This is a genomic window from Flavobacterium daemonense (genome assembly GCF_007341385.1).
Taxonomy (GTDB): Bacteria; Bacteroidota; Bacteroidia; order Flavobacteriales; family Flavobacteriaceae; genus Flavobacterium; species Flavobacterium daemonense.
In genome coordinates this window covers 239823-260944 of sequence record NZ_VJYD01000004.1, presented here as the reverse complement: position 1 = coordinate 260944, position 21122 = coordinate 239823, and the positions used below count along the sequence as shown (strand labels likewise).

Genomic DNA, 21122 nt, shown 5'->3' with positions numbered 1-21122 from the left:
TATGTCTTAAGGCAAAGCATTAAATTCTATTTCCGGTTTTTTGTTATTTAAAGGCCTTGTGAAAACCGTTTTTGGTTCGGTGAAATTGTCGAAAAAGCCACCATCTTTTAAGTAAAAAGAATCTTTTTCGAGTCCGCTCGCAAAATCCATTCTGTAACCTTTAGCTCCAGTGTTATCTGTTGTAAATCGTGCTGAATTAATTTCTGTCCAAACCCCCTTTTCATCGCAAACCCATTGATTATTAAATAAAACACGACGCGACAGATTACCCTGTTCTGGAATAAAATTCTCTAAAAACGAATGAAATCTCTTTAAATAAGTATTTGTTTGAGGGCGATTGAAGCTAGCAATCAAAAGCCATTTTTTTAATTCTGGAGCATAAAAATAAGCTGTATAAATAGTTGAATTATTGTTTTGAGGTGTTCCTCTCAATAAAAATTTATAAGTTGTTCCAGCCTTCCAATTGTATTTCAAATAACTCTGTCCGCCAGAACCTTCGCTTCCAAATTCGCCTGTATGAACATTTTCCCCTTTTTTGAGCATTTTAATTTTTTGAGATTCTGGAATACTTTTTGGATCATCGGTATTGAATGGACTCCAAACTGAAAATAATACTCTTCTTTCTGAAGCTGAGTTTACTTGAATACCAAAATAGCCTTCGCCAAAACCATTTGCCATAAAATAAGAACCAATTTTGTCTTCGTTTTCCGGAACTGTGACTTCATTATAATACCATTCGGCGTTGATATTTTCAGGAACTTGATAATTTAGGTGTACAGACGGCCCGCGTCGTCCCCAATGATAAAAATTGCCTTCATTATTTGGAACAAAAGAAATTTTTCCATCAAAATCGGAACTTGATATTGTTAATCGGTTAATAGATGGAAATTGATTACCTTTTTTACTGATTCCTTTAATTTTTATAGCAACATAACCTTCGTGATTGATTTTCCAATTTCCAACTAAAACAGTTTTTTTTGAGGTTTCAAAAGTTACTTTTTTAGCTTCATTTCCAATAGAGAATTCGACTTCTGATTTTCCAAAAACTTCGACAGATTCTTCCACTAAAACTTTAAAAGTTCCTGGTTTTGAAATTTTAAAATAAACAGTAAAAAACTCTTTAGGATCGTTCCAGTTTTCGATGCCGTTTTCAGTTATGGTATTGCTTTTGTCAACGTGTTTAGAGCTGAAAGCATTTCCCGCAAGAGGAATTGAAACCACAGTTTTAGCATCTTGTGCGTGAGAAGGGCTGCTTAAACAGAGAACAAAAAACAGGTAAAATAAATTTTTCATTTTGCAGTGATTTCGGTTATTTTTTAAAAGCAACCTCTCTAATGAACCAGATTAGAGAGGTTTTCAAAAACAAAACAATTCAAATGGATCTTGCTAATTATTTTTGACTATTAAATCTTTTCATTAATAAGGTTACATGTTTTTTAGTGTCGTCATCTAATGAAGCCAATGCTTTATCTGCTTCGGCTGGTGCATATTTTGTTAATCCTGTTAATCCTGCAGCAATCACGTTGTATGATTGTTCTTTAATGCTTTCTTCCATCAAACTTTTATAAGAAGCATCATTTGTAGAAGCTAATTTTACAATAGCTATTGCTCTTGCAATTGTCTTTTTATCGTTTTTAGCGATATCCAGAAGAGATTTTAAAACCTGCTCTTTTGTTTGAGTGTCATTTACATCAATTGCCTTAATGCTCATCACTCTCAAATCTTCTTGCTGATCTTTTAGACCTTCCAGTAAAATAAGTTGTGACTCTTGACTTCTGTCTTTTGAGGCAAATTTTATAGCTTCGATTCTATTGTAATACGATGGCGCATTTTTGTATTGAAAAAGGTAATCGGCAGCAGTTTTTTTATCTACATTAACTTCGCCAACTAGGATTTTATCGGGATCTAAATCTATAAATTCAGGTTTTGAAGGAAGATCAAAACTGAAACTTTGTTCTCTTTTATTAATTAGGATTTCTTTTCTTAGTTTAGTTCCGTTTACGTAAAAATCAACTTTTAAAGGCAATGTAAAGGTCTGAACTTCACTGTCTTGAGATTGATTTATTGTAATGGTGGTTTTCCCGTTTGCATATTTGTAAGTCACATCTAGAATCGGACTTCCAGCATGATAATACCATTGATCAAAATACGGCAGCAAGTCTTTTCCAGTCACTTCTTCCATTGATAAACGCAGTTGATGCGGTTCACCAGATTTATAAGCATTTGTTGTCAAATAATGATTTAATCCTTTAAAAAATGCTTCGTCGCCCAGTTGGTTTTTCATCGCATATAAAATGATAGAACCTTTTGAATAGCTGATATTATCAAACATATCGTCTGCATTTTTGTAATGAAAACGCGCTAAGATAGGGCTGTTGCCATTTTTTTGAGAACGAAGATAATTCATCAGTTTCTCATAACGTGATCTGTCTTCTGCATCTTGTCCAGCATCATGACCGTGCCAAAGAACTTCACCAAAAGTGGCAAAAGATTCATTCATTGTTAAGTTTGACCAAGATTCAGCAGTTACCAAATCGCCAAACCATTGATGAAAAAGCTCATGAGCAACAGTACTTTCCTGATTGTCATCAAGTAATTCGCGCTCTGTTTTTTGAACATATTCGCCATGTACGGTTGCAGAAGTGTTTTCCATCGCGCCGCCAAAATAATCTTTTACAACAATTTGTGAATATTTAGCCCACGGATATTCCACACCCAGCATTTTGCCATAAAAATTCATCATATCTGGCGTTTTATAAAAAATCTGTTTGGCGTACGGCGCATATTTTGGCTCTAAATAATAGCTTACTTCTTTTCCGTTATACGAATCTTTGTAGATTTTGAAATCTCCAACGGCCATCATAAATAAATACGGAGCATTTGGCTGTTCCATTTTCCAGATATCCGTTCTTGTTCCGTCTTTATTTACTTTTTGCGACGTTAATTTTCCGTTTGAAAGCGTCACATATTTTGACTGAACTGTCATTGCAATTTCAGAAGTTGTTTTCTGGTTTGGCTTGTCAATTGTTGGAAACCAGCACGATGAAGCTTCTGTTTCACCCTGCGTCCAAATTTGAGTTGGTTTGTCTCCTTTTCCGTCGGGATTTATAAAATAAAGTCCTTTAGAATCCGTGATCGATTCGCCGTTTTTGCTTTTCAGCTCTTCTGGTTTTGCGGTGTAGTCAATGAAAATAATGTACTTTTCAGTTCTTTTGTATTTTCGGTTCAATGCAATCGAAAGTTCTTCTTTATCGTACTTGTATTTTAGCGGAATGCTTTTTTTGCCGTCAATAATGGAAATTTCTTTAAAATCCATTCCTTTTGCATCCAACTTAAGTGAATCCACATCGTAGAAATGAGGTTTTAATGTAATCCATTCTTTTCCGTACAAATAGCGCTTTCCATAATCAAAAGAAACTTCAAGTTTGGTATGAATCAGATCATGTGTTTTTAGCGGCGTAGCTCTATAAACACTTAATTCATCGGGCTTTTCCTGTTTGTTTTGTGCTTCAATTTTGGGACTTGCGATAAAAATAAGTCCTAAAAAAGTATATTTTAAAAAATGCTTTTTCATTTTTAGTATTTTAAAAAGTTCTTTTACAATTTTTCGATTATTCTGACTTCGCCGTCTTTTTCATCTTCACTTAGAATATTCGATGGTTTTTTAGTGTAAACAAGTAAAGTCCACTGAACAATTTTGTTTGCAGGATATAAAGTTGCCTGATTTTGCAACCATTTTTCCGCTTCTTGCGAAGAAGAAGTTTTTTCGATTGCCCAAGCCGAAACGAGATCATTTGCTGGCAAAAAGTTCATTACCGTATTATCAACTTTTGGACTAAAAGCAACTATTTTCTGCAATGATTTTGACGCCATATCTTTATTGCCAAGACCAATATAGCATTGATAATCCAGCCAATTTTCTAGTCGTTCATCGATGTTTTCATCATAAGGTTTTCCAACACCTAAATTTTCTGGAAACAGTTTGGCATCGGCAATAAATTGTAATGCTTTTTTATATTGCTTGTTTTTGATTTCTGCTAAAGCCTGCATCAATTTAGCTTCGTGATACAATAATCTTCCGGCCGTTGCGCCTTCAAAAGGAAGAATTTGCAATTTGGTTAAAAAGGCATCTGCTTCAGCGTATTTTTTATTTAATAATAAAGTTTTAGCATAGAGCATTCCAATTAAATAATTGTCTTTGTGTGCTTTGTAAAACGATTCTGCTGTTGAAAGCGCTTTGTCAAATTGTTTTTGAACGATATAATATTCAATCAATAATTTATGATATCTCCAGCCTTGCGGATCTAATTTTAAAGCCTGCTGCAAACTTGCGTTTACAATTGCGGTATCATCTTTAAATAATGAAGCTTTTGCTGCATAAAACGCCGGATCATTTGGTTTTGTGCCACATTGCGAGAATAATTCTTTCGCTTTAGAAGTAGCATTTCGGTTCCACTCAATTAATCCCAAATGATATTTTAATTGATATTGATCGTTGGTCTGAATCAATTTTTTCAGAATTTCGGCTGTTTCATTTCGGAAAGCAAAACTTGTTGATGGCTTGATTTTGCTTAAATCGACTGGTTTATTTTCTAAAAATGCTTTCCAATAATTGATTTCAGCACTTGGTTCAGCGATTGAAAATACTTTCAAAGCATCTTCTTTACGACTTAAATTGTAATACCAAATTCCTAATTCAAGGAAAGTTTGCTCTGGCATTTCATTTCGAATTGCAGCTGTGAAATTTTGCTTTGTTTCATTTGAATTGTTCCAAAGGTATTTTTCAAAATCAACAAAATGATTTAACGGATCAAGTGAAGAAATTGTTTTTAGAACTGAATTTGCTTTATCCGAATTATTTTGAAGACGATATAAAACCGCCAATGTCTGCAAACCTTCTATGTTGTACTGATTGTACACTAAGCTTTTTTCGGCATATTCAACCGCTTTTGGCACATTGTTTTCAGCCAAATAAATTTTGCTTAATGAAGTGTAAGCCGGACTGCGGAATTCAACGCTGGCAGCTGCAATATCAAAACCATCTTTTGCGTCGGTTGTGTTTCCTAAATGCTGGTTTGCCAAGGCATAAAAATAATTGGCAGAAGCATCATAAGTATCAATTGACAGCGCTTTTTTGGCAGTTTCGACAGCTTCTTTATAATCTAATTTTCTAATTTGTAATGATGCTAAAGCCGAAAGAGCAGGAGCGAAGTTTGAATCTTTTTCTAAACAGGCATTCAGTTTTTGTTCAGCTAAAACATAATCTTTAAAACTGATATAATTTTTTCCCTGCAGATACAATCCATAAACCGAATTGTGGTCAAAATCTTTTGGGATTTCTACCGGACGATTGATATTTCCATCTTCTGGCGCGCTATTCCAAACTAATTTATTTTGGCCAAGAACAAATTTCAGTTTATTAGAATCGGCTTTTACTTGAATCGAATCCTTGAATAACTGCATTGTATTTACAGCAATATCTTTTGAATAGATTTTCTTTTCGCCTTCAAAAACTTCTATTTTTTCATTTAATTTTTGAAGCGGAGAAAGATAGATTTTCAACCAGCCATTTTCATTTTTAATATTAACGGCGCCATAATTATTGGCTTTTACAAAACCTTTTGTCTGTTTTACAGGAAACCAGTATTCTGTCCAAGTATCGGTTTGGTAAGGCGCAAACGAACGTTGTTTGAAAGGCGTTAAATTGCTGCCTTCACTCGCCTGATTAAATAATCTTCCGCTTTGAACCTCAGTATATTGTCCGTCAGTATCAGTTAATAATTTTTCCCAAATCATGCCTTGTTGCGACAATCCCCAAATCCATATTTTTTTTCCTGGTTTGTCATCGCGATTGCCGTATCTCGCCATTCCGAAATCTTCGTCATGCCAATATCCGCCAAAGAAATCATTGTATTTTCCAAAAACATGATACGACTTGTATCCTCCAAAATCATTGTTTTTATAATACGATAAGTCTTTTCCGTTTTCTTTATCAAGTGGCCAAGAATTATATTCGCCGTTATGCCCAATATAAGTTTGTCCCGGATAAATAAATTGAAGATTTCCGGCCGCTTTTATTCCGGTATTCATCCAAGTATAATACGGTTGTTCGAATTCTGTTGTATTTGACCAAAACGAATTTGTTGTAAAATAAGCTTTGTCTTTTGGTAGATTGATGTCTAATTTCCAAGAAGTTCTGGTCAATAAATCCAAAACTCCAATAACACAGCTAATGCTTCCATCTTCTCTAGTTATGATTTTATAATCAACGGGAGTGGCGCAATTTGGCGTATGCCCAATAATTCCGTAATTGCCTTCAACACCGCCGCTTGTCCACGGTCCGCGCATGGCGATATCTCTAAATTTGATCACATGATTGTTGTAAACAAAATCTTTTCCTGTTGATTTTTCAACCGCCGACCACACTTTTCCGCCAATTTCTGGCAAAATCATAAGCTTGATATAATCGTTTTCAATTTCGATTACTTTCCATTCTTTCTGCACCGACTTATCAGTAAAACCGTCAAAACGGAAATAAGGATAAAACTTGGTGTCAGGTTTCGGAATCGGGTCAGGATCTGAAAAAGGGTAGGTCGTGAATACTTTTTTAAACTCTTTTACAGTGGGTTTATTTTGTGCATTTATGAAAAGGCTTCCAAAGAGTATAAGGGATAATATTGGTCTAAATTTCATGATGGAGAGCTGGTTATTTGTGTTTTTTTTTTGCCACAGATTAAATAGATTTCAATGATTTAATATGTATTAATGATGAAATTTCTGCTAAATGTGCCGCTAGGCACTGGATATTGGTAGAAAACATGAATTAGAAAAGGTTTAGCGTGCCGTAGGTACGCAATAATTATTGTCTTGTTGCGTACCTACGGCACGCCAATGTATTTTAAACCTGGTTTCTACCAATATCTAGTGCCTAACGGCACGAAAAATATATATTCGATTCTTGAATCAAATTATTACTTAACAATCAACAACCAGCCTTTTCCTTTTGAAACCGGAATTTCGTCTTTTGCTGTAAATGTTCTTGCTGGTTGGAAATTCGCAACTTCTGGAGCCGTAATAGTTGCTTTTGAAGGATTGATTCCTAATTTTTTCCAGTCGATATTCAGTTTTACGTTTACATCAGTGTCTGCCCAGCTTGCGATTGAAATTAAAGCTGTCCCGTTCTTTTTGTAAACTGTTGCTAAAACTTTTTCGTTGTTTGTTTTTACCGGACAATTTTCACTCCAGTAACCAATCATTTCAGAACCTTTAATTCCGAAAGAATCCCATAATTTCCAGATATTTCTTGTATCTGCACCATCGCTCCAAGGCAATCTGTTTGTCATTCCGTAAACCATTCCTCTCCAAGGATTTCCTCCACCTTGAAGCATTTCTCCCATTAATCCAAACGGAATTCCGCTTACTTCAGTCAAGAAAAAGTCTGATGGGTTTTTCTCATAATCAAAATATTCTCCAAACCATAATTTATTGATATACGGGAAATGTTCCATATATAAATTGGCACTATTATTAAATCCGTCGCTTTTATTGTATTGGTTTGCACTATGCAAATCGATAATTCCCGGATGACCATCTTTAGTCAAAACTCTTTTAATACGCTTCATTGTGATTCTGTCAAAAGCAACATCATCCAAATAAATTCCGTCAATACCAACGTTTTGAGTCAACCAATTCATGCCTTCAACATAATAATTATGCCAACGGTTCATACCGCTGTTTACGATCGCAGCATCTTTAATTTCAGGTACAAACCAAGCAGCGATATAATCATCACCAACGTGTTCTTGAAGCCAAGAGAATCCGCCGCCTTTTCCAGGAGAATAAATTTCGTGGCCTAAACTTCTAAGAGCAAACGTTTCGTAAGCTTTGTTTGAAACCTCTCTAACCGTATTATAGATTTTTACTTTTAAACCTTTTTCATGCGCTTCATCAATGTAAGATTTCATCTTTTTAAATTCGATGAAAGGATAATTGATATACGGATTTATAGCATTAGCATGGTGAATATTGATTACAGTTGCGCCAGTTTTAGCAATTGAATCGATTGGACTGTATTTGTGGTAAAATTTAGTATCCCACTGAAAGTTAGTATTGATTGTATGAAAAGGCGTAATTAATAAGTTGAAATTATAATATAATACGTCACCTTTTTTCATTGATCTGGCGCCACTGTAAGCGTTAACTAGAACAGATTTTTCGTTTGGTGCAATTGTAATTCCTCCTTTATTATCATTACCCCAAGAAGTTGGCAATAATAAAGGTTTTTGAAGATAGAAATTTGTGTTTAAAGGACGGCTGTATTTTTCATCTCTTAAAGAAAACTGCAATCCAGAATTTACAGCACCAATCCAGGCACCATCTTGATTTTTATGTGCAACGTCCCATTTCCAGTCAAAAGTGGCAGGGCGAACGCCTCCTTTTTGGCCTAATCCCATCATGTATTTTGCAGATGTAGGCTGAAAAGGCATTTGGAAATTAATATCATTGAAAGCAAAATCTTCAAGAGCTGTAACTTTAACTGTATAATGAACAAAACCATCAAATTCAATAGAAGCATTTACATCCATTTGAACCGAGTTTGAAGTCGAGGTATTTTCCCAAGAAACAGTTCCCGCTTCTTTTTTAGTGAATTTAATACCGCTATTTTTCCATTGAACTTCTTTTCCTGATACGTCAACAAAATGAAAATCAATTGGCGAACTTAAAATGTCATTTGGTTTTGTACTTGTAGTTGTCATTTCTGGAGTAAAGAAAGTCTGAATTTGTGCTGGAAATCCGTTTTGAGCCAAAACCAATTTTCTTCCTAATAAAGAAATTTCAGAATCTTTTACAGCAAGCGGAGTATAAGGCGCGATAACAGTATTTTCTTGAACTAAAGTAGAATTCAACCATTTCAAACGTGTCATTTTTTCAGGACTGTCGATTCCTCCATTTTTAGTTACTTCGTTAGAAACTGTAATTTGAAGTTCGATTTCTTTTGATTTTCCATCAGCTGTAACCGTCGCTTTTCCTTTGTAGATTCCGGCCGCTACAGTTTGCGGAACGTCAATACCGCACCACATTGCTTGAATATTTCCTTTCGAAACCGAAACCGTATTTGTAAAAACAGATCCGTCGTATCTCGTTCCATCAGTATTGATACAGTTAATATCTTTTGCGTCGATCGTTCCAGTTGGACCTACTAAATTTGAAAAAGCAACTTTTAAATTTTTTAGATCTTCAAGAGCATAAACTCCCAATTGAAAAGCCAGATATTCTCCTTTCATTGCAGTGTCTGCAAAACTGTTTTGAATTCCTTTTTGAATCCATCTTTGTGGCAAATCCGTTTTCATTTTAATCGAATGTTCTCTGTCTTCTGGGAACACTATAAATGAATTTTCTTTGCTTTTTACAACTAATGCCGAAGTTTCTGCAGCAGTTGCAATTACTTCCATCGGATAAAAACTATTGAACGCATTCACGCTCTGAATTTCGCTTACAGAAGCATTGTCTTTTATATTCGTTTTTATTTTAGAAAGCCACTGTGCATCAGCTTTGTTCTCAGGTTTCTGATAAATTCCTTTCGGATAATTTGCAGTTCCTTCGTCAACATATGGCATATAATAAACGTAATACGTTCCTTTTCCTGAAATTGGTTCAAAGAAAATAGTTCCGTTTTCTCTATTGATATTTTCCGTTTTTACGTTCTGAATTTCCTTTCCGGATGCATCTTGAACAATGATCTTTTTAAGTTCAGGATTCTGATCTCTTCTTCGCCATTCGATCGTTGTTTTAGCAATATTTCCAGAACCAGAAAAAGCAATTACAGCGCGGTGGTTCCCAAATTGATTAGGATTCCAGCTGTCGTTTCCGTCTGAATATTTTATTTGTGCCGATAATGAAATACTGAAAACGAAAAGACACGCAATCAATATTTTATTTAGGAGTTGTTTGTTAAGGTTTAGTTTCATTTTATTTTTTGTTCAGATTATAATAGTGTAGTACGATTTTCAGATTAATAAACAGCTTTCCAACCATTCTTTTTCCAGTATGCGATAATTGGTTTGTAAGGACCGTATTTGTGTTGTTCTTCGGTAAAATTATCTTGAAAAGGACTGTGTGAGTAATCTATCGGTTTGCCCATTTTATCAGGATAATCAAAAGTTTTTGGGTTTGGTCGTGAATGTTGTGAATCATCATTTACAAATGCTGCAATGTCAAGAGCTTCTTTGTCTGTAAGATACGGTTTCCCCAAGGTTACTTTATCATACGGCATATTGCTTTTTAGCCATTGCGCCTGTTTGATAACGCGGTGCATGCTTGAACCCGGCTGATATCCATATTCGCCCCAAAGCGGCGGATAAGTGTAACCCGATTTATCAGCGTTGTATTGTCCTTCGCCATTATTTCCATGGCATCTTGCACAATTTTCGATAAATAATGCTTTTCCTCTTTCCGGACTTGCAGCAACATCTGGAAACTCAATTTCTAAATTTTTTGCTCCTTTAAAATTACCATCTTTTGGAACAAATTTGCTGATCCATTTAAAATAAGATAAAAAAGCTACCATTTCTTTGCTGTCCCACGGAAGCGGTTTTCCTGAATGCGGACGCATTATGCAGTTGTTTACACGTTCTGCAAGTGTTAATACTTTATTTTCTCGGCCTCTATACTGCGGATAATTATCATGAGATGACATTAAGTTGAAGGCATACGGTTTTGTTCCAGCATCTTGATGGCAGTTTGTACAATTCATTTTATTGCCCAGATATTTTCCTTTGATTCCGTCTGGACCAATATAATATGCCGTTTTCATCATTAATTCTCTTCCATAACGAACCGACTCCCCAAATTGGTCGTTAGGAATTTTTGAAGTATCAATGGTAATGTATGCCTCATCATCGGCAGAATTTGCAGCTAATGTTTGAGAATTAGATTTCGTGCAAGAATTGAAAACAATAATTGGCAACGCTGAAAAGAGACCGAGAAGAATTACTTTTTTCATGTTAATTGTTTTTTTAATTTAGAAGAAAAGGCTTCATCTTTTCTTCTTCAATAAACTGTGTTCTGTAGGGCGGAATTTCAGACTCTAAAGCCCAAAGCAAAACTCCTTTTTTATTTATTAATACTGTTATATGTCTTTTTGAACAGCAAACTAAAAAAAGATCTTTATTGATCATGTAAGCGCTCCCCATTCTGTCATTATAAATATCTTTTGGTAATTTTATTTGGTAATCCAGATTTACTGAATTGTCTTTTTCATTTATTTTTAAAGCAAAAACAGAAGATTGCTTTTTGTCAACGCCGTTATCAAAAAATAACAAACTTCCCTCTTGATTGATGTGCGCAGCGTGCGCCTGAGAAAAATTAGAATCTGGCGCCATTTTCATTGTGCCGCCTTTGCCTAATTTCCAAATTACTTTTCCTGTTTTAGAGTCAATTTTCCAAATTTGTCCGTTGTTGTAAAAGGAAAGCAGAAAATTTCCGTCGGTATCATAATTCAAACTGTTGGCGTGTGTCCAGTCTTTTTTTGTTTTCAGCAAATCTTTGTCTTTCATTGGATCCAATTCGTCAAAAACACTCCATTTCCAGATTTTTTTTCCTTTTTTATCCAATATCAAAATTCCGTCACCATTAATTGTATCTCTTTTTTTGCCTCCAATAGAAGTCAAATCCATAATTTTTTGATCGACCGTTATTGTAACAATTTCATTAGCCGATTTCTTTAAAATTTCATGATGAATACTTTGTTTCAAATCGCCTTGTCCTTTTTTAATGTGTGTCAATGTATCGCCTTGAAGATTGATTTCTAAGATCTCGCTTCCGTAGCTTGTAGGTTCGTCGTTTGTTCCTAAAATGGAAAGAATCGTTTGATCTTTAGTAAAATGAGCTACTTTAAATCCAGTTCCTTCAACAGTGTGATACCATCTTAAATTTCCTTTGTAATCCACTATATAAGCTGTTCCTGGAGTTTCTCTTTTTGCCAAAAGCATAAAGCCTTTTTTGAAATTTTCAGGCAATAATTCTGGTTTTGGGCAATTTGCTTTGAATTGCTTTTGAAGCCATTCTGGCAATTTTCTTGATTTGAAAGTATATATTTTGCTCGTATTTTTTTCACCGTCCTGAATCGTAACCAATTGATAATTATAATTAGTTTCCGGACTGATATTGCAAAGAACCAAAGAGTGCTTAAAACCAGTTTTTGATATAGGAGAAGTTATTTTATGTTCCGTTCCTTTTTCATCTGCCCAATATTCTGCATATACCTGAACATCGTCCTTCGTAGTAACATCGATCTGAATTTTCAGTTCGTTGTTGCTATGAGTCCCAATATTGATATTTGTGATACTAGTGTTATGATTTTTGGAACAGCTTGCAAAAACAAGCAAAACCAAAATAAAACTCCATTTTAATACTAATTTTTTGATCATCTTAAAGGTTTTCTTTGTGAAACAGAAAAGTACTTTTTTTGTTTAAAAAATCAAGAATAGACAGACAATTTTAACTGTCTATTCTTGATTAGGTATTTATTATTGTCTGTCGGCGTTGCTTAATTTTGGGTTAAGATCAACCTGACTTTGTGGGTATGTGTAATATTTGTTTTGTGGCATCTTAACAAGAGCAGCTTCTCCAACTCTAAGATGATATGCATTTACAAGAACATCATATTTGTTCATTCTGATCAAATCGGCGCGACGTTTTCCTTCGTAGAAAAGTTCCCAACCTCTTTCTTGCAAAATAGCATCTCTAAGCGTCTCTTTTGTCAATCCTGCCAAAACCAAAAGTTTTGCATGTGATCTTCCTTTAACTTGATTAATTAAGTCGATAGCTTCTTGAGTTGGACCACTAATTTCGTTTAATGCTTCAGCTCTGCTCAACAAAACATCAGCATAACGTAAAATATTCACACTATGTCCGTCATAATACGTTGTTGTTTCATCATCGGCATATTTTCTAGTTGAAACGTCTGGCATATAAAATTCGCCAGATGGTGGTTCAGCTCCTAATGAAGGTGCTTGTTTATGAAGAAGACCATCCGTTCCCATAAATTCTGGGAAGAAACATTGTTTTCTTTCATCTTCATCGCCAAAAGTGTTGTAGAAATCCCAGTTTACAGTATAATACTGCCATCTATTTTGAACAACCGGGTGATCAACAGGACCAAAATGATTTAATAATTCAGTTCCGTTTGTGTTCGCATCACTCAAAGAAGAGAAAATATTTTCGCTGCACCATTTGTTGCTTTCTTTAAACAAACCTAAGTAAGATGGAAAAAGACGGTATTCGTTTAAAGCCATTACCTGTTGTGTAAGCGTTGCAACTTTTTGCCAGTCGTGATTGCGCAAGTAAAGTTTTGCTAATAAAGTAAGTGCAGCACCTTTAGTTGCACGTGCCACATCATTTGTGCCATAAATTGTATTTTGCTTGTAATTAACAGGCAATACATTTGCTGCATCTGTTAATTGCTTAACCAAAAATGCATCAATTTCTTCAACAGAAGTTGGAGGAGTCTGCTCTAAATAGTTTGGATTAGCTAGGTTATCTTCTGTAATTAAGATAACTGGTCCCCAAGAATCTGTCAAATCCATATAAGCAGAAGCTCTTAAGAATTTAGCTTCAGCAATAAACTGAGCTTTTTCTTCATCAGTAATTGAAGTCATTTTGCTGATGTAAAAAATGGCGTTGTTTGCATTTGAAACCAATTTATACATCGCATTCCAGTCTTCTAAAAGCAAACCATTAGTAGAACTCCAAGTTCCTAATGACAACTGTCCCGGATCTCCACCGTATTGGCAATGACCTAAATCTGTCGCAATATCTGTCAACGCAAAATGTCGTGTTGCCCAGTACGAAAAGTTGTCTCCAACAGATGGTCCTTTTAATCGGCCATAGATTGAATTAACGGCAGCAATCGCATCAGATTTGGTTTGATATCCGTTTGTATTAGTTAAACTGCTGTATACCGTCGGATCCAGATCCTCATTACAGGAATATTGCAAACCTGCAGCAAGTAAAAGCAATAATATTGTATATTTTTTCATTTTGATAAATTTAATTGTTACTGAAAAAGCTATTAATGAATTGCTATTTTAATTCCTAAGATAAACGTTCTAGAAGCTGGGAAAGAGTTGAAATCAATTCCACCACCAAGGTTTTGTGCCGTGGCAGTACCAGTATGTCCGTTAATTTCAGGATCGTTTCCAGAATATTTAGTGATAGTCAATAAATTTTGGCCTGTAGCATACAATCTGATGTTGTCAATAAATTTCGTTGGTTTTAAAAGGCTCTCCGGAATCGAATATCCGATAGATAAATTTTTAAGACGCAAGTACGAAGCATCTTCAACAAATTTTGAATTTACATAACTTCCGTATGAGCTTTTGTAGTAGCCATCTCTCGGAATATCAGTGTTTTCATTAGTTCCAGCAACCCAGCGGTTCAAAGCATCAGTGCTTGTGCTTGATTCTCCAACCATTTTAGTCATGTTGTAAACAGAATAGTCAAGAGCTCCTTGGAAGAAAATGTTCACATCAAAATTTCCGAATCTCAAATCATTATTAAAACCAATGATGTAATGAGGTGTAGAATTTCCTAAATAAGTTCTGTCATCAGCAGTTATTTTTCCGTCTCCATTCAAATCTTCATATTTTGGATCACCTGGTTTTGATAAAGGTTGTGGCGCATATACTTCGCCCGTTTTTACAACACCTGCATATTTGAATCCGTATAATAATCCCATTTCTTTACCTGGCTCAAGTCTTGTGAATTCACGTCCAGAAACTGTACCACTCGGATTAGAAGTATTATAGCTGATGATTTTAACATTGTCTGCCAATGAAATCACCTCTTGTTTGTTGTAAGCAACATTTAAAGATGTTCTCCAGTAGAATTTATCATTTCTGAAATTTTCGCTGCTTATTCCTAGCTCAATTCCTTTATTCTCTATTGATCCTGAGTTAAGAACTTGTGTCGAAAATCCCCACCATCCTCCAACAGGAACGTTTAAAAGGGCATCTGTTGTTTTCTTTTGGTAAACATCAATTGTAGCAGTGATTCTGTCATTTAAGAATCCCATGTCTAAACCAATATTGGCTTGTGCTTGCTGCTCCCATTTCAAATCGGGATTTGCTAAGTTTTTAGGTTCATTACCACCTTCAAAAGAACCATCCGAAATAGTAGTGTTCCAAGGCTGTAAAGTTGACATGTACGCATAATCAGCAATTCCGTCATTTCCTGTAATACCGTAACTAACTCTTAATTTTAATTCTGAAAGCGTTTCAAAATTTTGCATGAAAGATTCTTTTGAAATTCTCCACGCCACTGCTCCAGAAGGGAAAGTACCGTATTTATTATTTGGACCAAAACGAGAAGAACCGTCACGTCTAATAGTAAATGAAGCTAAATATTTGTCGTCAAAAGCATAACCCAACCTTCCAAAATAAGAAGTAAGTTTTGTTTCTTGTTTTTGCGTTTCTGGTTTCAAGTAAACCGAAGCACTTTCAAGATTGTAATACGTCAAAATATCATTTGCGAAACCAGAACCAGCCGCTTTCATTCTTTCGTAAGTATCTTTTTGGTTAGATGTTCCAAACATTGCCGTAAAAGAATGTTGTTCTTTAATATTGAATTTATACGTCAAATATTGTTCTGTACTCCATCTAAAATACGTTTTATTTTCCTCAGAACCCGTACCGTTTAAGGCAGCACCAGCAACAAGAGTTCTTGGTGTATAAAGTCCTTGAATATTTTCTTGCCATTCTGCGCCGGCTCCAAAGTGGTAGGTTAAACCTTTGATGATTTCATAATCCATAAACATGTTACCGTTCACCAATCTATTGATTGTGTGGTTTGTTGGTTCAAGCAAAAGTGCCAAAGCGTTATCTTTTCCTTGGTATTTGTAATAAGAACCATCAGCATTGTAAATAGGAATTGAAGGAGGTGCAGTCTGGATAGAGAACATTGGAGACAAAATATTATCACCAAAATCACTATTATGTCCTTCACTTGCAGCCCCATATACATTTGCGCCTACAGTAACTTTTTCAGTAAATTTTTTCTCTGTTCCAATACGAACGCTGTATCTTGTAAAATCAGTGTTTTCAATGGCTCCGGTTTGTTTTAAATAATTTCCAGACAAGAAAAATTTGGATGTTTTATCGCTTCCGCTAAAAGTCAACGTTCTGTTTAAAACTTCGCCAGGACGAGTCGCCGCTTCAAACCAATTTGTATTTGCAATAGGAAAACTTGGAGGAAAAACCGCTGGTCTTCCGTTTTCAGCAGCAATAGCATTTTGAATAGAAGCATATTGTTGTCCGTTCAATAAAGATGGTTCCTGAATAATGTTTTGGAAACCATCAGAAATCTCGCCTTCAATTTGCATTTTACCTGATTTTCCTTTTTTAGTCGTAATCATGATAACTCCATTTCCACCTCGAGAACCGTAAATTGCAGTAGAAGCAGCATCTTTAAGAATCTGGATGCTTTCAATATCATTCGGGCTGATCGATGCACCAGTACTTGTAATAAATCCATCAACTACGTACAATGGCGCATTTGAAGTGGTGATCGAGTTTCCTCCACGAATAACCACAGATGGATTAGTTCCCGGAGCATAGCTATTTTGCTGTACTTGAACCCCCGAAGCACGTCCTTGCAAGGCTTGACCAACATTGGCAACAGTACCACCTAAGTTTAAATTGTCTTTGCCAACCGAAGCTACAGCACCTGTAAGATCTTTTTTCTTAGCTTTTCCGTACCCAATAACAACCTCGTCTAGTTTTTGTCCTGCTTCTTTCATGACAATTTTCAGAGGAGAATTAGTTACTGTTACTTCTTGATCTTCCATACCAATGTAGGTAACAACCAGTTTAGTAACGTTATCTGCTACTGTAATAGAGAAACTTCCGTCAACATCTGTCTGAACACCTTTAGAAGAACCTTTTACGACAACATTTGCGCCCGGAAGAGGCAAACCATTCTGATCAGTTACTGTACCTTTTATCGTTTTCTCAAAAAATAATGAAGTGTAATTTTTATCTGAAGTGCTTATTGATGCAGCAGCCGAAGCTTGAAATGTAAAAACTAATAGTGATAGAACTGTCAGTTTGATTTCTTTACGAGATAAATTGTTAATCCGAAAATCTCTTGGCTTTTTTTGGGTTAATAATTTCATACTAAAAATTGGTTTTGGTTAATGTTTAATTGTTTTTTTGTTTGTAGGTTTTAGATTTCTTTTTTGATTGGCAAATTCATTTTTGTTTTTTTATTCGACTTTTTTTTAAGATCATTTTCAATTGAAAATTCTATCTCATTTTTCAATCGAAATTCAGCTTGTTTAGTTCCTTTTTGATCATTTTTCAAGGTTGAAAATCACCAAAATTTTAACCGTTTTAACTAAGTTTTAAGATTAATCTCTGACGAAACTATAGATTATATTTTTATAAAACAAGAAAAAACACAAAAAATGTGCTCGAACACACAAAATTCATGTTCTCGAGCACATAAAATTGTGTGAAACATTTTTTTTCACTTAAATTCTTGCTATTTTTATAAAATATTTTGGAAATAAAAGCATCTTTGTATTCATGGCTTTTTTATGCGAAATTGCTGTTTAGATGAATTATAAATGATGTTTTGATAAAATCTTATGAATTTCGCAATTACGAATCCAAAAATGTGGATATTATACAGGATTTTCTGATGTTGGTTTTTAGTAGGAAAATTGATTTAAGAAGATTCTGAAGAAATTTTAAGCACACTTTTTTAGAAAATTATATGCGAATATTGAGGTTCAAAAAAACAGCTCTAAAAAGGGACGGAAATTTTAGCGAATTGCGGTTTTTTAGAAAGTCAAAAAACAAGAAAATTTAGAAGTAAAATCATGAAAGAATATCACGTAGTTTTAATAGATAAAAATCTGAAAAAGGAGAACGGAATTTTGGATTTTTCGGTTTGGAAAAATGCAAATTGCCTCACCGATTTTTCATCGCCTTGGAATAATAAACCGTTTTCAAAAATCGAATTTCGTGCACTTTGGGATTTCGAAAATATCTATTTTCAATTCAGAGTCTTTGATACTGATATTTATATAGACGAAAAAGATAATAGTTTTGATAGTATTGGAAATTCTGATCGCGTCGAACTTTTTTTTAGAGAAAATGATTCTTTGAATCCATATTATTGTCTCGAAATGGATACTTCGGCAAGATTAATGGATTTTAAGGCAAAGCCAAACAAAGATTTCGATTTTGGATGGAAATGGCCAAAAGCGGAATTGAATATAAAAGCATCAAAAGACGAAGTTTCTTTTGTTGTTGAGGGAAATATCAGCATTAAATCATTGAACCAATTGAATTTGATTCAGAACAATACTATTGAAACTGGAATTTTTAGAGCTAAATTTTCTAAAAATGAAAATCGGAATTATGAACCAACCTGGATTTCATGGGTAAATCCACAAACTCCTGAACCGAATTTTCATATTGCTTCTTCTTTTGGGAAATTGATTTTGATGAAGTAATTCGTCACAAAAGCAATATGGACCCAATATTGTCATTTCGACGAAGGAGAAATCTCCACGAGATACTCAACAAAGATTTGATTTTCATTACGGAGTTACTTGCGAAGATTTCTCCTTCGTCGAAATGACAAGCTATACGTAAAAGCATTTACGGCTTTATCTGCAAATTTTTCGCAAAACAAAAAATTCAGTCCCGAAACCTCGGGATAGTATCTCAGAACCTTAGAACCTTAGAAATAGTAACTCAAGAATAAAAAGAAGCATTTTCGACATTAATAATATCGATAGGAAGCAAAATAGTCTCCGGAATTTCTTTTCGGAATAAAAAATGATCCACTAAAGTGCTGACTCCCAAATAAGCCTGTCTTTTTTGATTTTGATGAATTAAAAAATGAACCAATCCCTGATTTAGGAAATTGACATTTTTTTCGATCAAGTCATAACCAATAAGTGCAATTTTTTTGTTTTTTGCAGAAGACAAAATAGAGGCAATTTGATACGCTTTTGAAGTCGTAATGAAAATACCGCTTAAATCTGGATTTTCTTCAATAAAGGCAGAAAATTTAGTTTCGATGTTCGAATATTTGAGTTTGAGAGTCGTCAAAGAAAATTCGGAAAGCTTTTTTTCATCAAAATAATTTCTGAAGCCTTTTTCCTTTTCCTGCATGTGAACAGCATTTTTCAGACTTTCATCAATATGGATAATGGCAATTTGGCCTTTGCTTAAAATTAGATTCATCAAACTCGCGGCAACGCGTCCGCTTTTGTGAAGATCTTGACCAACAAAACTTTTAATCGAAGAAGATTCAACTTGGTTGTTAAAGGTATTCACCATAATTCCCAATTCGTCGTATTGTTTGATGATTTCAACCGTTTCCTTATGAAATAGAGGAGCAAGCAAAACAGCATCAGGAGATTGCGCAATAATAGTTTCGTGCGTTTTTAAAAAAGATTTTTTGCTTTCTGGATTAAAGTAATAGGTTTCAATAATGACGCCATACGCTTTAAATTCTAAAATCGCTTCTTGAATTCCGTTTACGCAGGGACGCCAATAAGGATCAATTTCAGGATCGGGAAGAAATACGCAAATGCGGTATATTTTAGTATTTTTTAAATTTCTGGCAATCAAGTTGGGTTCATAATCAATGACATTCAGCACCTCATTGATTTTTTCAAGCGCAGCCGGAGAAACTTTTCCTCTATTATGCAAAACACGATCGACAGTTCCCTTAGAAACGCCTGCCATTTTTGCAATATCCTTTATCGTGTACTTTTTATCCATATAAGCAAATATAAAAACTTTAATTAATTATAAGAAAAAACTTTGCTATAATTTCATTGTGTGCTCGAGAACATTTTTTTAGTGTGTTCGAGCACATTTTTTGTTTTTTTCTTGTTTTATCAAAATATAATATATAGTTTCGTGGAATCAAAACTGAAGATCTAAAATAAATTTATAACCAATAAATATTGTAAAACATTGAATTGCAGTATTTTAATGTAAAGTTTTTACGTGAAAAAAATTACTTCATTAGCCCCGGGCCGTACCTGTCTCTTTGGAGATCATCAGGACTATTTAGGTTTGCCTGTTATAGCCTGCGCGATCGACCGAAATATTAAGCTGACAGCAGAGCAAAATAACACCAATACATTTGTTATTAATATGATTGATATTAATGAGGTTCGTATCATTGATATTCATGCCACTTTCGAAAAATTAGAACCACGAGACTATTTTGCGTCTTCGTTGCGTGTTTTGCGCAGAAACGGCTGTATTCCTACAACTGGTTACAATATTACCATTACGGGTGATATTCCAATTAATTCAGGAACATCAAGTTCATCAGCTTTATTGATGGCTTGGATTCGTTTTTTGATTGAAGCTTTTGGTGCCAATGAAGAAGCAACTCCCGATTTTATTGCCAAAATGGGATATGCATCAGAAGTTTTAGAACATGGAGAACCAGGCGGAATGATGGATCATTTTAGCATTGGAGCAGGAAATATTGTGTACATAAATACAAAGGAGCCATTTTCTTACAAATGTATTGGTACAGAATTAAAAGGCTTGATTACAGGTGTTTCTGGTGTTCCAAAAGAAACAATTGGATTAATTGGCGAATTGAAAGGAAATGCTTTGATGGCAATTGCTATCGTAAAGCAGCAGTATCCTGATTTTGATTTAAATGCCTCACAAATTGAAGATATTGACCAGTATAAGAACTGTCTTCCAGACCGTTTGATTCCGTTTTTTGAAGCGGCTTTAAAAAATTATCATTATACAAAAGAAGCCTTAAAAGAATTTGAAAAGCCGGTTTTGGATCTTAAAAAAATCGGTTTCTGGATGAATCAGCATCATGAAGTATTGCGTGATTTATTGAAAATTACAGTGCCGCGAATCGATGATATGATCAATGCTGCGTTGCGTGCTGGTGCTTACGGCGCAAAAATTGTTGGTTCTGGTGGTGGTGGAAGCATTGTTGTTATTGCTGATCCTAAAAATGAAACTGCAGTTATCGAAGCGATTTTAAAAGCCGGGGCACAAGAAGCGTATGGCGTATCAGTTGATCCAGGTGTGAGAATTATTGAAAATATTGAAATTTAG

General features: G+C 34.7%; 11 protein-coding genes. 2 read left to right on the top strand and 9 right to left on the bottom strand.

Annotation, left to right across the window (positions count from 1 at the left end; genetic code table 11):
- Nucleotides 1–6: 6 nt before the first annotated feature.
- From FND99_RS07330 to FND99_RS07295, 8 genes are all read right to left on the bottom strand, one after another.
- Nucleotides 7–1293 (bottom strand): DUF3472 domain-containing protein, encoded by a 1287-nt coding sequence (locus FND99_RS07330; RefSeq protein WP_144337320.1) that lies wholly within the window; start codon nt 1291–1293, stop codon nt 7–9.
- Nucleotides 1294–1390: 97 nt separating this feature from the next.
- Nucleotides 1391–3574, bottom strand: a complete 2184-nt coding sequence (locus FND99_RS07325; protein WP_144337319.1) for a M1 family metallopeptidase — start codon at nt 3572–3574, stop codon at nt 1391–1393.
- Between the two features lie 23 nt (nt 3575–3597).
- Complete coding sequence (locus FND99_RS07320) at nt 3598–6693, bottom strand: DUF5107 domain-containing protein (protein ID WP_144337318.1); 3096 nt, start codon at nt 6691–6693, stop codon at nt 3598–3600.
- 278 nt (nt 6694–6971) lie between these two features.
- Nucleotides 6972–9968 carry a glycoside hydrolase domain-containing protein gene (locus FND99_RS07315; protein ID WP_246074190.1) on the bottom strand — a complete coding sequence of 999 codons (2997 nt, stop codon included), beginning with the start codon at nt 9966–9968 and terminating at the stop codon, nt 6972–6974.
- 44 nt (nt 9969–10012) lie between these two features.
- A complete protein-coding gene (locus FND99_RS07310) occupies nt 10013–11002 on the bottom strand; it encodes a c-type cytochrome (protein WP_144337317.1) in 990 nt (329 codons plus the stop codon).
- A 13-nt stretch (nt 11003–11015) separates the two neighbouring features.
- Nucleotides 11016–12428 carry an aryl-sulfate sulfotransferase gene (locus tag FND99_RS07305; protein ID WP_144337316.1) on the bottom strand — a complete coding sequence of 471 codons (1413 nt, stop codon included), beginning with the start codon at nt 12426–12428 and terminating at the stop codon, nt 11016–11018.
- Between the two features lie 99 nt (nt 12429–12527).
- Nucleotides 12528–14039: a RagB/SusD family nutrient uptake outer membrane protein gene (locus tag FND99_RS07300; RefSeq protein WP_144337315.1), complete on the bottom strand. Its 1512-nt coding sequence runs from the start codon at nt 14037–14039 to the stop codon at nt 12528–12530.
- 32 nt (nt 14040–14071) lie between these two features.
- Entirely contained in the window at nt 14072–17170 is a 3099-nt protein-coding gene (locus FND99_RS07295) for a SusC/RagA family TonB-linked outer membrane protein (RefSeq protein ID WP_144337314.1), read from the bottom strand.
- 708 nt (nt 17171–17878) lie between these two features.
- Here FND99_RS07295 and FND99_RS07290 point away from each other — a divergent pair.
- Nucleotides 17879–18517 carry a sugar-binding protein gene (locus tag FND99_RS07290; protein WP_144337313.1) on the top strand — a complete coding sequence of 213 codons (639 nt, stop codon included), beginning with the start codon at nt 17879–17881 and terminating at the stop codon, nt 18515–18517.
- A 244-nt stretch (nt 18518–18761) separates the two neighbouring features.
- Here the strand turns inward: FND99_RS07290 and FND99_RS07285 are convergent, their stop codons facing one another.
- Nucleotides 18762–19799 (bottom strand): LacI family DNA-binding transcriptional regulator, encoded by a 1038-nt coding sequence (locus tag FND99_RS07285; RefSeq protein WP_144337312.1) that lies wholly within the window; start codon nt 19797–19799, stop codon nt 18762–18764.
- A 231-nt stretch (nt 19800–20030) separates the two neighbouring features.
- On the opposite strand from FND99_RS07285, the gene FND99_RS07280 reads away from it, so the two are divergent.
- Nucleotides 20031–21122, top strand: a complete 1092-nt coding sequence (locus FND99_RS07280) for a mevalonate kinase family protein (RefSeq protein WP_144337311.1) — start codon at nt 20031–20033, stop codon at nt 21120–21122.